Below are 15,274 nucleotides of genomic sequence, written 5' to 3'. Positions count from 1 at the left end.
GATTAACCCTGCCCCGCGAGGGGGTCAAGGAAACGGCCGTTAATTCCTCTGGACGAAGCAGGCGGACAGGCCTGCGGACTTCAGGCTGTTGCAGGCCTGCGTCGCCTCCTCGGCCGAGCCATAGGGACCGGCGAAGGCGCGATAGACGATGCCCTTGCCCTTGTCGGTGAGATCGACCCGCTTGATCACCGGCGAGCGCGATCCGAGCACGCTGCCGTACTTGCTCTGAAGCACCCGGTACGACGCGGCGGCGCTGTCCTCGCTCTGCTGCGAGGAGACCTGCACAATGTAGCCACCGCCGCCACTGCTGGCGGGCGCGATCTGCGTCGGATTGGTCGCAGCCATCCGCTGCGGCGGCTCGGCTGCGGGCGTCGATTGCGGTGCCAGCGAGAGCGGCTGGTTGGCGCTGGCATTGGCCGAGGTCGGCGGCGTGCGCGGCCCGGGCGGCGCAGCGACCGGCTTCGGCGGAGTTGCCGGCTTGGCGGCAGCGGCCGATTGCGGCGTGGCGCTATCGGTCTGATCGCCCCTCACGGCCACGGTCCGGATCGTGCGCGGCGAATTGTTCGGCAGCGTACCGTTGCTCGGAATCGGACCCGCGCTCGGCGGCGGGATCGTGGACGGCGACACGCTCGCCACCGGCGGCGGGTTCGCATTCGGGTTCAGTGGCGGGAACACCACGCGGGGACCGCCCGCCTTGGCGTTGACGTCAACAGGCGCTTCCTCGCGCGGCACAATCTTCTCGGTGCCATCGCCGCTGACCATGCGATCGGGCACCTTGGCCGAGGAATCCGTCGGCGCAGGCACGATCTTGGTCGGCGTGTTGTCGGCCTTGATGATCGGCGGCTCGCCGCTGCGGGGCGAGCCGACATAGGTCTTGTAGGCGAAGGCCGCGCCAGTGCCGACCACGGCAAGCGCCAGGATCGCCGCGACCGTCATCATCCCGCCGCGCTGCTTCTTCGGCTCGTCGAGATCGGCCTCGGGATAGTCGCTCTGGAATGCGTAGGGATCGTCCGGATAGGCCGGATCGCGCTGATAGTCCTGCTCACCCGCCTCCAGCTTGCCGTAGAGCGCATCGTCATAGCGCGACGGATCGGGCTGTGCGTATGGCTCCTGGTAGGCCTGCTCCTGCTGATAGGCTTGATCCTGCTGATGAGCCGGAGCCTGATAAGGCTGATCTTGATAAGCGTGGTCCTGATAGGCCTGCGGCTGATGGAAATCAGGCTCGGGCGCGGTCGGCTGGGCTGAATAGCGATGCAACGGATGAACCGGGTTCACGGAGACGGGGTAGTCAGGCTCCGGCGCGGGTGCCGGCTGCGGCTGCACGTTGGCGCGCCGCATCCATGAGGGCGGCCCGGGCGGAGCCGACGGCGCCTGCGCGGCATAGTCCTGCTGGTCATCGTCCTGACGATAGTCGTCTTCCTGATAGCTCTGGGCGGGCGCCGGTGCGGCCGGCGGGCGCGCGGTGGGCCGCCCCTGCGCTGCAAATGGATCGGTCTGTCCGATCAGACGGGCGAGCTCGGCCAAGGGATCATTTTCCGCCTTCCCATGCTGATCGCCGCCGCGACCATAGTCATCGGAAGGAAACGGTCTGTCCTGATATCGTTCGGCCATCGTGATGATGCGTCCCTTCGGGAAAGCCGCGCGCCCCCTCGACCAAGGCACGGCTTTCGACCCACAAGGCTTTCAACCAAGTCTAAGCGGTCCGGCTTCTGCCGGTTACCCCCGAATTCCCCTTAAGTAGTTCGCCCCAAACTACCGCATCTCGTCCGGGGCATGGACGCCGAGGATGGCGAGGCCCGATGCCAGGACCGAGACGACGCCCTGGACCATGGCCAGTCGCGCCTTTGTAAGATCTGCATCATTATTGATAATGAAGCGTAAATAGGGCAAATCGCGCCCCTTCGTCCAAAGTGCGTGAAATTCGCTCGCTAAGTCATAGAGATAAAAGGCAATCCGGTGCGGCTCATGGGCCGCGGCGGCGGCTTCCAGCATCCGCGGATAAATTGCGAGACGCTTGAGAAGGTCGAGCTCCACCGGGTCCGACAGCCGCTCCACCGCCGACTCACTGAGCCAGGCGATGCGCTTGGCGGTATCATCCGGCAGGTCCGGGAACACCTCAGCCCGTGCGTTGCGGAAGATCGAGTGACCGCGGGCGTGGCCGTACTGGACGTAGAATACCGGGTTGTCGCGCGACTGTTCCATGACCTTGGCGAGGTCGAAGTCGAGCACCGCGTCGTTCTTGCGATAGAGCATCATGAAGCGGACGGCATCCTGGCCGACTTCATCCACCACCTCACGCAAGGTGACGAAGTCCCCGCTCCGCTTCGACATTTTCACCGGCTCGCCGTTGCGCAGCAGCTTCACGAGCTGGACGATCTTGACGTCGAGCGCGCCCTTGCCGGAGGTCGTCGCCTTCACTGCCGCCTGCATGCGCTTGATGTAGCCACCATGGTCGGCGCCCCAGACGTCGATCATCTCCGCAAAACCACGGTCGAACTTGTTCTTGTGGTAGGCGATGTCGGAGGCGAAGTAGGTATAGGAATTGTCCGACTTGATCAGCGGACGATCGACGTCGTCGCCATAGGCGGTCGCCTTGAACAGCAGCTGCTCGCGGTCTTCCCAATCCTCGACCGGCGCGCCCTTCGGCGGCGGCAGGCGCCCCTCGTAGATGTCGCCCTTGGCCTTCAGGAAATCGATGGTCTCGGCAACCTTGTTGTTGCCGCTCTCGATCAGCGAGCGCTCCGAGAAGAACACGTCGTGGCGGATGTTGAGGGCGGCGAGATCGTCCTTGATCTCGTCCATCATCATCGCGATCGCCTTGGCGCGCACGGTCGGAAGCCATTCGGCTTCCGTCATCGCGCGCAACTTGTCGCCATGCTCCTTCGCCAGCGCCCGCCCCACGGGCTTCAGATAGTCGCCCGGATAGAGGCCCTCCGGAATCGCGCCGATGTCCTCGCCGAGCGCCTCGCGATACCTCAGGAACGCGGAGCGCGCGAGCACGTCGACCTGCGCGCCGGCATCGTTGATATAATATTCGCGCGTGACGTCGTGGCCGCCAAACTGGAGCAGGCTTGCCAGCGCGTCGCCGAACACGGCGCCGCGGCAATGGCCGACATGCATCGGTCCGGTCGGATTGGCCGAGACATATTCGACATTGACCTTCGAGCCGCCCCGAACGCGGCCGTATTCGGCGCCCTCGCGCAGCACCGTCCGCAGCGCTTCCGCCCAGGCGGCCGGCTTCAGCGTCAGATTGATGAAGCCGGGACCGGCGACATCGACCTTGGCGATCAGCGCGTCGGCACGCAGCCGCTCGGCGATCTGCTCGGCGAGGTCGCGGGGCTTCGCCTTTGCCTCTTTCGCAAGCACCATGGCGGCGTTGGTTGCCATGTCGCCATGGGAAGCATCGCGCGGCGGCTCGACCACCACGCGCGAGAAATCGATGCCCTCGGGCCAGCTGGCATCCGCCGCGAGCGCGCGGCAGGCGGCGTGCACGCGTGCGAGCACGTCAGCGAACAGGTGCAGGGATGAGGATGTGTCGGGCATGGCCGCCGCCTAACGCAAATCCGGGGTCGAGTCAAAGAGCCGCTGGTGCTCGGTCAGGGCGAAACGGTCGGTCATTCCGGCAATGAAATTGCCGATCCGCCGGGCCCGGTCGCCCTCATTGTCCGCCTCCGCCCCCGTGAGCCATTCCGGCGGCAGCTCGGCCGGCGATTTCAGGTATTTCGCGAACAGGTCGAACAGGATCTGTTCGGCCTCCCCCATCACCCGCATCACCCGCTTGTGACGGTACATGTGCTGGTAAAGGAAGCGCTTGATGGCGGCCTCCTCCTCGGCGACGTCAGCGGGGAACGCGATCAGCGCCCGGCTCTGCTGGCGCACGTCCTGGGCCGATTGCGGCTTGGTGGCGGCAAGGTTCTTCTGCGCCTCCGCAAACACCGCACCGATCAGATGCGAGATCAGCTCGCGCACCAGCTCGGCGCCGCGCCTGACATCTTCGAGATCGGGATAATGCGCTGAGGTTTCGGCGATGATCGCAGCTGTGAGCGGCATCGCCTTGAGATCGTCGAGGTCGAACAGGCCGGCACGCAGGCCGTCGTCGATGTCGTGGGCGTCATAGGCGATGTCGTCGGCGATCGCGGCGACCTGCGCCTCCAGCGAGGCGAAGCTCCACAATTCGAGATCGTAGACCTTGATGTAGTCGGCGATGCCGACGGGAATGCCATGCTCGCGATAGTGTCCGACCGGCGCACCGCTGCGATCGGTCAGAGGGCCGTTGTGCTTGACGATGCCCTCCAGCGACTCCCAGGTCAGGTTCAGCCCGTCGAATTCGGGGTAGCGGTGCTCCAGCGCCGCGACGACGCGCAAGGCCTGGGCATTATGGTCGAAGCCGCCAAATTCCTTCAGGCACGCATCCAGCGCCCGCTCCCCGGCGTGCCCGAACGGCGGATGGCCGAGATCGTGTGCGAGCGCCAGGGTTTCGGTGAGGTCTTCGTCGAGCCCGAGCTGCCGGGCCAGGGCGCGAGCGATCTGCGCCACCTCCAGCGAATGGGTCAGCCGGGTGCGGTAGTGGTCGCCCTCGTGGAACACGAACACCTGGGTCTTGTACTTCAGGCGGCGGAACGCAGTTGAGTGGATCACCCGGTCGCAATCCCGGCGGAACGGGCTGCGGGTCCGGCTCGGCGGCTCGGCGACCAGCCGGCCGCGGCTGCGATCGGGGTCGCAGGCATAGGGCGCGTGGGAGGCTGCCATTCCGACGGACACGGCGAATTTAGTCCCTATCCATTTGATTCTGCGTATGGTGGCACTTAACTATGCCGGACGCGGGATACCAAATGAATTGGGCAAGTAACCTTGGTATGACGCCACCGACGATCGGAGACCTGAGATGACGACTGCCGTGACCATCAGTGACCGGGCCGCACGCCGGATTGGGGAGATCCTCAAGGGCGAAGGGTCAGGCGCGATGCTGCGCATCTCGGTCGAGGGCGGCGGCTGTTCCGGCTTTCAGTACAAGTTCGACATCGACCGCGACCGCACCGACGACGATCTCGTGATCGAGCAGGACAATGCGGTGGTGCTGGTCGATTCCGCCTCCCAGCCTTTCCTGGCGGGATCGCAGGTCGATTTCGTGGACGACCTGATCGGCGCCTCGTTCCGCGTCAACAATCCCAACGCGACGGCGTCCTGCGGCTGCGGGACCAGCTTCTCGATCTGAGCGCTTACGCGCCGGTGATCTGCCTTTCTTCCTCTGTCCACTCGACCTCGACCGGCATCAGCTCCGGCTGAAGCGGCGCGTCGTCCGATGCCACGTGGTTCAGCGCCCGCAGCAACGCCGCGACCAGCGCGGGCTTGCGCAGCGGCTTTGCCAAGAAGTCCGACATGCCCGCCTCGCGGCAGATCTTGACGTCTTCGGGGAAGGCGTTGGCGGTGAGCGCGATGATCGGCAGGGCCTCGAAACGGCCGCCTTGCGCGCGGATCGCCCGGGTTGCGGCAAGGCCGTCCATGTCGGGCATGCGCACGTCCATCAGAACGACATCGTAGTCCCCCTCCGAGGCCGCCGCGACGGCCTCGACGCCGTCGGTGACGACGCGCAGCTCGACATCGAAGGCACCGAGCATCTTGCTCACGACCAGGCGGTTGACGGCATCGTCCTCGGCGACCAGCACCTTCAGTGGCCGGTCGAGCTCGGCGATATGCGCCTTGAGCTCGTCGGCCTCGTCGCGGCCGGCCGCCTGGTCGGATGCCGGCGCCTGGCTCCAGGGCAGCACCAGCGTGAAGCGGAAGGTCGAGCCCTCGCCCGGCGTCGAGGTGACGCCGATCGTGCCGCCCATCTGCTCGATGATGCGCCGGGAGATCGCGAGCCCCAACCCGGTGCCGCCGAAGCGGCGGCTGATCGAGGCGTCGGCCTGGGCGAAATCGCTGAAGAGCAGGCCGAGTTTTTCGGGCGCGATGCCGATGCCGCTGTCCTTGACGGTCCATTCGACGGTCGCCAGCAGGTCGCGCCGCGCCTGGCAGGTGGCCGAGATCGTCACCTCGCCGTCGTCGGTGAACTTCACCGCGTTGGACGCAAGGTTGAACAGCACCTGCCGGATGCGCGCGACGTCGCCGCGCAGCGTCGGCGGCAGGTTCGGATCGAGCTCGACCTTGACCGTGAGCCCCTTGCTCTTTGCGCTCGCGCGCACGACGGTCGCGACCGTCTCGACCAGCGCCTGCGGTGCGAAGTCGATCGCCTCGAATGCGAAGCGGCCGGCCTCGAGCTTGGACAGATCGAGGATGTCGTTGAGGATGCGCTGCAGGTTGTCGCCGGACTCGCGGATCGTGGCGACGGCCTCGCGCTGCTCCGGATCGAGCCTAGTCTCGAGCAGCATGCTGGCGAGCCCGAGCACGCCGTTCATAGGCGTACGGATCTCATGGCTCATCACGGCGAGGAAGTCGGACTTGGCGCGGCTCTCGGCCTCGGCCTTTTCCGCGCGCCAGCGCTCGGTCACGTCGCGGCCGAAGCCACGATAGCCGAGGAACTGGCCGTCGCGGTCGTAGGCCGGCTTCGCCGTCAGCGACCACAGCCGCGCCTCGCCGCCGGCAACGACCTTGAGGTTCATTTCGTGCAGCGGCTCGGCATGTTCCATCAGGCCGACGATGTTGTAGGCCGCGCTCTTGTCCTCGGGGCAAAGCATGTCGAGCACATCGCCGAAATGCGAGCCCTTCAGCAATGGAAGCGGCAGCTGCGACACATCGGCGAAGCGCTCGGGCACGTCGACCAGGTGTCCCTCGGCGTCGGTCTGCCACAGCCAGTCGCTGGCGTTCTCCTGGAAATCCTTCAGCAGCAGCGAGATGATCTCGGTCTGACGCTCGAGCTCGAGCTGGGCCTTGAGATTGCCGAGGAACAGGTTGCCTTGCGAGACGATGTTGCGCGCCATGAAGAACGCGAACAGCAGCAGGAACACCGAGGTCACCAGATACGGCCCGGCGCCGCACAATAGGGGCGCGCCGACACAGCCGACCGTCATGGTGGCGAGATAGACGAGGCCGGCGCGCGGGAAGGTCGAGAGCGTGAAGGCGCCGCCGGACATCATGCCGACCATCAGGCAGGCCAGGATCAGCTGGCTGGTCGGCTCGATGTGGCTGAACAGCGCGAGTGGCAGCGTGCCCCATATCGCGGCGAGGAAGAAGGCCTGCCGCAGCATGTGCCGTGCGGCGCGGGGCGAAGCCTCCTGCGGCGGGTTCCGATACGACCGCCGCCACGAACGTACCGCGAGCGAGGCGGTGGCGGCGAGCGTCAGGCCCCAGATCGCGAGGAAGTCGTTCCAGCCCCTGCCCCAGAACAGGATCAGCACGATGGCGACGTTGAGCATGGTGACGGCCATTGTCACCGGGATCAGCCGCGTCACCGCGTCGATCTGCTTGGCGCGGATCCGGCCCAGCTCGCGCTCGCTGAGATCGGCGGTCAGGCCGTCCTCGATCTCGAAGCCGCCGAGCCAATACAGGAACGCGCCGACCAGTCCGTCGCGCGGCTCAGCCTGTTGTGAAGTTTCGACCCGCCATCCCATCCGTGGAACCTTTTCCGTATCAATGGCCTGCGGTCCGCTTAAGCCGGGTTAATTTTGTGGGAGATTTTGCGGCGTCCTTGACGGGGGCGTTTGCATTTTGTTCTAACGGGTGCCCCTGCCCGGAGCCGTCGAAATGCCCATCAGAGTAGCCACCTGGAACGTCAACTCGGTCCGGCAGCGGATCGACCTGCTCCTGACCTGGCTGAAGGAGTGCCAGCCGGACATCGTCTGCCTCCAGGAGATCAAATGCGTCGATGAGGCCTTCCCGCGCCTGGAGATCGAGGCGCTCGGCTACAACGTGGTCACGCACGGGCAGAAGACGTTCAACGGCGTCGCCCTGCTCTCGAAGCTCCGCTTCGACGAGACCAAGTCGGGGCTGGCCGGCGACGACGAGGACAGCCATGCCCGCTTCCTCGAGGGCGTGGTGACGCTCAAGCACGGGGTGCTGCGCATCGCCTGCCTCTATCTGCCCAACGGCAACCCGGTCGGGACCGAGAAATATCCCTATAAGCTCAAATGGATGTCGCGACTTCTTGAATATTCGAAGGAGCGCCTCAAGACCGAGGAGCCGCTCATCCTCGCGGGCGACTTCAACGTCATCCCGCATGCCCGCGACGTCCACAATCCGGCGGCATGGACCGAGGACGCCCTGTTCAAGACGGAGACGCGGGAGAGCTTTCAGTCCCTGCTCGGCCTCGGCCTGACCGATGCCTTGCGGGCCGTCACCGACGAGCCGGGCCTCTACACCTTCTGGGACTACCAGGCCGGCGCCTGGCAGAAGAACCATGGCCTGCGCATCGACCACCTGCTGCTGTCGCCGCAGGCCAGCGACCGGCTCGCCAATGTCGGCATCGACAGCTATGTGCGGGCTTGGGAGAAGCCGTCGGACCACGTGCCGGTATGGGCGGATCTGGATCTCGAGGCGGCGTAAGCCATCAGCGTCGTCATTCCGGGGCGGCTCAAAGAGCCGAAGCTCAGGTGCGCAATTGCGCACCCGGGAATCTCGAGATTCCGGGTTCGATGCTTCGCATCGCCCCGGAATGACTGCGTACAGTGATTACTCCCGGCGGCCCTGCACCCACTGTTCCAGCATTTGCAGGCACATGGCGCGGTCGTCGTCCGAGGCCTTCGCGAAGGCGCGATTGTAGCTTTCCTTGATCCAGGTCTCTTCGCTGCCGGCGCTGTCGCGCGCCAGCGTCAGCCACATCAGGCCGCGGGCGGCCTGCCGCGGCAGGCGGTCGCCGTTGAACAGCATCTGGCCGAGCAACGCCTGTGCCTCGTGCTGGCCCTTCTGCGCGGCGAGCCCGAGCCAGCGCGCGCCATAGCGGAAATCCTCGCGCGAGGCGTCCGGCGTCTTCAGATACAGTCGGGCGAGATCGTACTGCGCGTCCGCATTGCCGAAATAGGAGGCCGCATAGGAGAACATCTCCCGCGCCCGGTCCTGGTCCGGCTTGATCTTCGAATTCGGGATGCCGCTGAGATAGTAGCGGCCGAGCGCGACGAAGGCATTGGCCACGATCTGCGCCTGAGGCGCCGAGGGGCTGTCCTCCGCATGCGCGTTGGCGATCCGGCTGAAATATTCGAATGCGCGCACGTCGTCCTGGGCCACGCCGTCGCCATTGGCGTACATGCGGCCGAGCTTCCACTGCGCGATCGGATGGCCGCCCTCGGCGGCATATTGCAGGGCGCTGAGCGAGGTTTCCTGGGTCGCCGGCGGCACCTTGCTGCGCACCGCACCCGCGGCCCCCGGCAAGGTGGTCACGACAGGGATGGTCGCGTCCTTCTGGTTGACCGGCGCGCCGTCGAAGGCGAGCGCCGGCACGGCCAGCGCACTGACCCCCAACACAAACGCAACAATGGCACGCCTAGATGTCCGCATAGCACTGTTTCTCGTGCGCACCGCCCGGATGGGTGACCGCCCCCCCGACCGCTGGTCCAACCTGCTGAGCATATTTCCAGAGCGCGCCCGTCGTGTGGTTAGTCGCGCGAGCGCTCCATTTGGTCTTGCGCTGGGCAAGCTCCTGGTCGCTCAATTTTACGTTAAGGGTGCCGGCGACCGCGTCGATCTCGATGATGTCGCCATCCTCGAGCAGCCCGATCGGGCCGCCGATGGCGGCTTCCGGCCCGACATGGCCGATGCAGAAGCCGCGGGTGGCGCCGGAGAAGCGGCCGTCAGTGATGAGCGCGATCTTGCCGCCCATGCCCTGCCCGGTCAGCGCCGCGGTGGTCTGGAGCATTTCCCGCATACCGGGGCCGCCCTTTGGGCCCTCGTAGCGGATCACGATGACTTCGCCTTCGCGGTATGTGCGGTTCTGGACGGCCTCGAAGGCGTCCTCTTCCCGGTCGAAGCAGCGTGCCGGACCGGTAAACCTCAGGTTGGACATTCCCGCGACTTTCACGATCGCACCTTCTGGCGCCAAATTGCCCTTCAGACCCACCACACCACCGGTGACGGTGATCGGCTTGTCTGCCGGGTGCACCACATCCTGGTGCGGATTCCACTTCACGCTCTTGAGGTTTTCGGCGATCGTTCGACCGGTGACCGTAATGCAGTCGCCGTGGAGAAATCCGTTGTCGAGCAGCGTCTTCATCAGAAGCGGGATGCCACCTACTTCAAACATGTCTTTGGCGACATAACGGCCGCCCGGCTTCAAATCCGCGACATAAGGTGTCTTTTTGAAGATTTCGGCGACGTCAAACAGATCGAACTTGATGCCGCACTCGTGCGCGATCGCCGGCAGGTGCAGCGCAGCATTGGTCGAGCCGCCGGAAGCCGCGACAACGGCTGCGGCATTCTCCAGCGCCTTGCGGGTGACGATGTCGCGCGGCCGGATGTTCTGGGCGATCAGCTCCATCACCTTCTCGCCCGCGGTCATGCAGAAGGCGTCGCGGATTTCATACGGTGCCGGAGCACCGGCCGAGTAAGGCAGCGCAAGGCCGATGGCTTCCGAGACGGTCGCCATGGTGTTGGCCGTGAACTGCGCGCCGCAGGCACCCGCCGAGGGGCACGCCACGCGCTCGATCTCGTCGAGATCCTCGTCCGACATGGCGCCGACCGAGTGCTTGCCGACGGCCTCGAACATGTCCTGCACGGTGACCTGCTGCCCGCGGAAGTTGCCGGGCAGGATCGAGCCGCCATAGATGAAGATCGAGGGCACGTTGAGGCGAACCATCGCCATCATCATGCCCGGCAGCGACTTGTCGCAGCCGGCAAGGCCGACGAGGGCGTCATAGGCATGGCCGCGGACGGTCAGCTCGACGGAATCGGCGATGCATTCGCGCGACGGCAGCGAGGAGCGCATGCCGTCATGGCCCATGGCGATGCCGTCGGTCACGGTGATGGTGCAGAATTCGCGGGGTGTGCCGCCGGCATGCGCGACCCCCTTCTTCACCGCCTGCGCCTGGCGCATCAAAGCGATGTTGCAGGGCGCGGCCTCGTTCCAGCAGGAGGCGACGCCGACGAAGGGCTGGTGGATCTGCTCCGTCGTCAGACCCATGGCGTAGAAGTAGGAGCGATGGGGCGCGCGCGCAGGACCTTCCGTCACGTGACGGCTCGGCAGCCTCTGCTTGATGTTGGTCTTTGCGTTCATCGCAAACCAGTTTCCTCGGCCAACCCTTTCAGACCCGAAAAATCAGACCCAAGATTTGAATCGACCTTGGGATTTCCCGTTCGCCTCGAGGACCGCCGCTGCCCCTAAAACATTCGAGCAATTTTATTCATGTTCGGGTGTGGCTAAAAAGCGGCGGTGATGCGAACGGCTGACGATGAGGGCTTAATCCGGAAGGAGTGTTGCGTGGATGGCACATTCGTTACCGGGAAGACACGGATCGGCCTACTGGGATACCCCCGCGAAGATGACAATCCACAACCTGAGATTTCCAGGCGGGTACGACGCGCCCGATCACGCACCACACCTTGGAGTGAGTCGCTGTCGACATCACCAAGCCCGCCATCCCCGGCAGTGGACACGCACTCTCCATATGGTCGTGGCGAGCGCAGCGAAGCAGTCCAGAGTCTTTCCGCTGACGGATTCTGGATTGCCTCGCTGCGCTCGCAATGACGGAGCGAGATGCATCGGCGTCATCCTCCAACTCGCATCGTAAATCGCAGACACGCCTTCGCATCCTCGCGGCGCATTTCGCCCGAGCTTTGCTTGATCGCTCCACCCTCTCAATCAAGAGGCCGCAGGGAAGGCCGGGTGCCCGACGGCACCCGCGGTCTGCTGCGCGAAAGCACACGCAGAGAAACCGCACAGCAGCATACAGGTGTAGCCAATCACTCGGCCTTCCCTGCGCAGTGGTTGGACGGCTTATGCCGTGCTCTCCCGGGAGCCGAGTTCGTTCTGGCCTCCCTCACTCTCGCGAAAGTCGCCGACATCGCGCCGGTTGACGCGACTGCCGCATCCGCAAGAGCTTGACCGTAGCAACGACGGCCAGGACCACACGGTTTTGCCGTACGCACGGCCCGCCATTTCGCCGCAGTTTTCCCAGCCCTGTCGACGGAGCCGGAAACTTACAGGCGAGACGAACCTGACAGCGTCGCTCATCCAGCACGAAGTCCTGGGCTCACGGAGAGCAATCCGCCCTGCCCTTAACTCTCGCGCCCGACGCTGCCGCGTCCACCGCAAGCCCGGCTCGCGACACGTGACGACACAAGATCGCCCCTCAAGGTTGAGCCGGGATGGGCGACACATACGACAAATCCGAATTTCGGCAAAGTGGAATATTTTTGCGCAAGCGGATTGACCGACCGCGGGGGTGTTTTGCCCGTCGGGCAACGCAAGATCTCGTAGCCCGGATTTCACTGCGCTCCCATCCGGGGCTTTCAGAGGGCCGCTCAGGCCGACATCGCGCCCTTGCGCCCGAACGGATCGACCAGGCGGACGATCTCGCAGGCGGCGACGAGGCCGGCGAGCCAGACGGCGCCGGTCAGTCCAATCCGCGCCACGATGGCCGCGGTGAAGGCGCCCTCTCCGCCGAGGACCGGCGTCGCAGCGAGCAGCACGAGCTCATAGGCCGCGTAGGCGAGGACGAATGTGATCGCCAGCATCAGGGGCGTGCGGCCATGCGCCAGCGCACGGAGCGCGGCGGACGAGGCCGCGGTCGCGACGAGTGCAGCAGCGCCAATGACAAAGCCCCAGGCGATCGTGCTGCCGGCAACGGGATAGTGCAGCACGCCGAAGCCGATGCTCTGGTTCACGAGCCACGCGCCGCTGACGACGAGCAGTGCCGGCCGCAGCGGCAACATCGCGGCCGCGACGACCGCGAAGGCCGCAAAGGGCGTTGCGCAGGCGAGCGCAAGACTTGCGAGCGCGCATGACACCGCCAGCAGCGCAAAGCAGAACATCGATGCAAGGCGCGGCGCGACCGGATGGAGCCGGAAACGGTCGGCGTGAGGCGGCAGGGTGCTGAGAGCCATGAGTAATCTCCTTCTTTTCGAATTCTAGTCCATTCGGGGGCCTATGACAGCCCCCCGTCGCGGTCGGAGCCTTGATCAGAAACTGGCGCCGGCCTTGAGCAGATAGGTGCGGCCGGGCAGCGGATAGGCACTGAAGCGGCCGTCCGTGAAGGTGCTTGCGATCGCATAGTCGTAGTAGAGCGCGTTCAGCACGTTGTTGATGCTCAAAGACCAGAAGTAGCGCTCGTACTGACCGCTGAGCTTGAGGTCGATCGTGCCATTGGCTGGGATCGGCCGCTGTGCTCCCGCCTGGTCATTGTCCATGCGCCGCTCGCTCCAGAAGCGCGCGGTGGCGTCGAGCACGACGTAGTTCTGCCAGATGTTCCAAGTGACGCCTGCGCTCGCGGTGTAGCGCGACACCAGCGGCACGTCGTTGCCGGCCCAGACGCCCTCGCGAAACACGGCCCTTGTATAGGCCATGCCGGAGCGCAGGAGCAGAGAGTCGTTGACGCGATAGGACAGGCTGGTCTCCGAGCCGTAACGGCGGGTCGGATCGAGATTGGTGTTGTAGAACAGGACCGGGTTGAAATGGATCTCATTGGCGAGGTCCATCAGATAGAGGCTGCTCTGCAATTGCAGCCCGCCTCCCTTGATGCGCAGCCCGCCCTCGACATCCTGCGAGGTCTGGGTCTTGAGCCGGAAGGTCTGCGGCAGCGGATTGAAGAAGGGGTCGAATGAAGGGCCCGATGACACTCGCTCGTCGACGTCAGGCGTGCGGAACGCGCGCGCAGCGCGGCCGAACAGCGAGACCATGTCGTTGAGGCGATGCTCGGCACCGAGATGCAGAGCGTACTGGGTCTCGTCGCTCCTGAGCGGGAGCGCGCCGATGTCGGTGTTGAACGGAGCTGCGGCGTCAAAATGATCGCGCGCCGAGAGACTGACGTTCTGCACCCGCGCGCCATAGGAGACGTCCGTCGCCGGCGCCACACCCAATGCGTGCTGAAAATAGCCCGCAACCGTCTGCTGCCTGAGATCGTAATTGTGCCAGGGCGCAAGCCCCCGGCCGGCGCCGCGGTTCTGCTGAAAGCTCGCATCGTAATAATCGAGGCCGGTCAGCAGTTGCGACGGCATCCCCAGCAGCAAGCCCTTCACGCTGAGCCGCGGCGTGATCGACCATGTCGTCAGATCGGCATCGACATAGGTGGACGTGAACAACGCGGGAACCGGCGCCGGGCCGGAGAAGAACGCGCCCTGCTGCTTCTTGTCGCGCACGCCGCCGTCCACGATCAGATCGATGCCGTTGGCCAGGGTCTTCGTGAAGCCGGCTGTCGCGCTGAAGCCCTGCTGGTTGGCGTAGTTGAAGGGTGTGCTGGTGCCCCGTCGGTTGGTCGCGAGCTCGTCGACGCCGATGGACGGATCGACGGTGCGGCCGCCCGGCAATCGCAGCTCCTGATTGTCGCCGGTAACGGTGACGAAAGCAGTCAGGCCTGATGTCGTATAGTTCAGGTTGCCGACGCCATTCTCCTGGAGAAGGCGATTGTTGTCGCGGTAGCCGTCTGTCTTGACGGCATTGCCGTAGAACGAGGTCGACCACGGACCGGAATTGAGCGACGTCGAGACATTGCCAAGCCTGGTGTCGAACGAGCCGAAGCCGGCCTCGATGCGCGCGGCAACGGGCGGCCCGCCGACGCCGTTCTTGGTGACGATGTTGATCACGCCGCCGACCGCATTGTCCCCATAGAGCACCGCGCCGGCATTGCCGCGCGTGATCTCGATACGCTCAATGGAATTGAGCGGGACAGTGGAGAGGTCCACCTGCGCGATGTCGATGTCGTTCAGCCGCCGTCCGTTGATCAGCACCAGCGAATTGGCAGTGGCAGACGCGCCGAAGCCGCGCAGGTCGACGCTGGTCTTCGCGCCGATCTGGCCGCCATAGAGCGTCGTGATCTGGGCACCCGGGACTTGCGTCGCGATGATCTCGGCAAGCGTCTGCGAGGGCGCATGTGCGATATCCGCGGCCGTGATGACGGTCGTGGCGGCTCCGACGATGCCTCCGTTGCTGGCGACCGCCTCGCCGCCGGAGCCGGACGAGCCGGCGCCATTGCCTGCCGGCGCGCCACTCGGGGCTCGCCGCCTCGTCGTGTCGCCGTCGCCGATCGCCCTGGCGCGTGTGCGGTTCTGATCGTCGGGCCTGGTCACTTCGACCGGCGGCAGCTGCTCGGTGGCGGCCTGCTGCGCGAAAGCTGTGGGGAGATCGATCGCATAGAGGAAAACGGCAGCAACGATACCGGCGCGAAGGCGCCTGGCGGCAGAGACAATACGGGACACA

At 65.3% G+C, this 15,274-nt stretch carries 10 protein-coding genes; 2 read left to right on the top strand and 8 right to left on the bottom strand.

Annotation, left to right across the window (positions count from 1 at the left end):
• Positions 1 to 39 precede the first annotated feature (39 nt).
• From ACVWW6_RS27300 to ACVWW6_RS27290, 3 genes are all read right to left on the bottom strand, one after another.
• The gene (locus ACVWW6_RS27300) at positions 40 to 1,611 is read right to left on the bottom strand and encodes an SPOR domain-containing protein (protein ID WP_456681656.1); all 1,572 of its coding nucleotides are present in this window, start codon (positions 1,609 to 1,611) and stop codon (positions 40 to 42) included.
• 141 nt (positions 1,612 to 1,752) lie between these two features.
• Positions 1,753 to 3,543 (bottom strand): arginine--tRNA ligase, encoded by a 1,791-nt coding sequence (gene argS, locus ACVWW6_RS27295; RefSeq protein WP_456681655.1) that lies wholly within the window; start codon positions 3,541 to 3,543, stop codon positions 1,753 to 1,755.
• A gap of 9 nt (positions 3,544 to 3,552) precedes the next feature.
• Entirely contained in the window at positions 3,553 to 4,761 is a 1,209-nt protein-coding gene (locus ACVWW6_RS27290; RefSeq protein WP_082757006.1) for a deoxyguanosinetriphosphate triphosphohydrolase, read from the bottom strand.
• Positions 4,762 to 4,885: 124 nt separating this feature from the next.
• Here ACVWW6_RS27290 and erpA point away from each other — a divergent pair, with 124 nt between their 5' ends.
• Positions 4,886 to 5,215: an iron-sulfur cluster insertion protein ErpA gene (gene erpA, locus ACVWW6_RS27285; RefSeq protein WP_011087527.1), complete on the top strand. Its 330-nt coding sequence runs from the start codon at positions 4,886 to 4,888 to the stop codon at positions 5,213 to 5,215.
• 4 nt (positions 5,216 to 5,219) lie between these two features.
• Here the strand turns inward: erpA and ACVWW6_RS27280 are convergent, their stop codons facing one another.
• A complete protein-coding gene (locus ACVWW6_RS27280; protein WP_456681654.1) occupies positions 5,220 to 7,547 on the bottom strand; it encodes an ATP-binding protein in 2,328 nt (775 codons plus the stop codon).
• 133 nt (positions 7,548 to 7,680) lie between these two features.
• Between ACVWW6_RS27280 and xth the strand changes: the two genes are divergently transcribed.
• Positions 7,681 to 8,478 carry an exodeoxyribonuclease III gene (gene xth, locus ACVWW6_RS27275; RefSeq protein ID WP_039185184.1) on the top strand — a complete coding sequence of 266 codons (798 nt, stop codon included), beginning with the start codon at positions 7,681 to 7,683 and terminating at the stop codon, positions 8,476 to 8,478.
• Between the two features lie 126 nt (positions 8,479 to 8,604).
• Here the strand turns inward: xth and ACVWW6_RS27270 are convergent, their stop codons facing one another.
• From ACVWW6_RS27270 to ACVWW6_RS27255, 4 genes are all read right to left on the bottom strand, one after another.
• On the bottom strand, positions 8,605 to 9,426 hold the full coding sequence (locus ACVWW6_RS27270; RefSeq protein ID WP_162603528.1) for a tetratricopeptide repeat protein: 822 nt from the start codon (positions 9,424 to 9,426) through the stop codon (positions 8,605 to 8,607).
• On the bottom strand, positions 9,413 to 11,137 hold the full coding sequence (gene ilvD, locus ACVWW6_RS27265) for a dihydroxy-acid dehydratase (protein WP_028171833.1): 1,725 nt from the start codon (positions 11,135 to 11,137) through the stop codon (positions 9,413 to 9,415). The genes ACVWW6_RS27270 and ilvD overlap by 14 nt, the downstream gene beginning before the upstream one ends.
• Before the next feature lie 1,247 nt (positions 11,138 to 12,384).
• Complete coding sequence (locus ACVWW6_RS27260) at positions 12,385 to 12,966, bottom strand: hypothetical protein (RefSeq protein ID WP_304546648.1); 582 nt, start codon at positions 12,964 to 12,966, stop codon at positions 12,385 to 12,387.
• A 75-nt stretch (positions 12,967 to 13,041) separates the two neighbouring features.
• Positions 13,042 to 15,273, bottom strand: a complete 2,232-nt coding sequence (locus ACVWW6_RS27255; protein WP_456681653.1) for a TonB-dependent receptor — start codon at positions 15,271 to 15,273, stop codon at positions 13,042 to 13,044.
• Position 15,274 lies beyond the last annotated feature (1 nt).

The sequence above is a fragment of the Bradyrhizobium sp. USDA 3311 genome (assembly GCF_054062495.1).
This window is presented reverse-complemented; position numbering and strand designations above follow the sequence as displayed.

Excerpts from the sequence above, each read along its gene's own strand:
- ACVWW6_RS27300 (WP_456681656.1), bottom strand. The coding sequence starts at position 1,611 with ATGGCCGAACGATATCAGGACAGACCGTTTCCTTCCGATGACTATGGT.
- argS (WP_456681655.1), bottom strand. The coding sequence starts at position 3,543 with ATGCCCGACACATCCTCATCCCTGCACCTGTTCGCTGACGTGCTCGCA.
- erpA (WP_011087527.1), top strand. The coding sequence starts at position 4,886 with ATGACGACTGCCGTGACCATCAGTGACCGGGCCGCACGCCGGATTGGG.
- ACVWW6_RS27280 (WP_456681654.1), bottom strand. The coding sequence starts at position 7,547 with ATGGGATGGCGGGTCGAAACTTCACAACAGGCTGAGCCGCGCGACGGA.
- xth (WP_039185184.1), top strand. The coding sequence starts at position 7,681 with ATGCCCATCAGAGTAGCCACCTGGAACGTCAACTCGGTCCGGCAGCGG.
- ACVWW6_RS27270 (WP_162603528.1), bottom strand. The coding sequence starts at position 9,426 with ATGCGGACATCTAGGCGTGCCATTGTTGCGTTTGTGTTGGGGGTCAGT.
- ilvD (WP_028171833.1), bottom strand. The coding sequence starts at position 11,137 with ATGAACGCAAAGACCAACATCAAGCAGAGGCTGCCGAGCCGTCACGTG.
- ACVWW6_RS27260 (WP_304546648.1), bottom strand. The coding sequence starts at position 12,966 with ATGGCTCTCAGCACCCTGCCGCCTCACGCCGACCGTTTCCGGCTCCAT.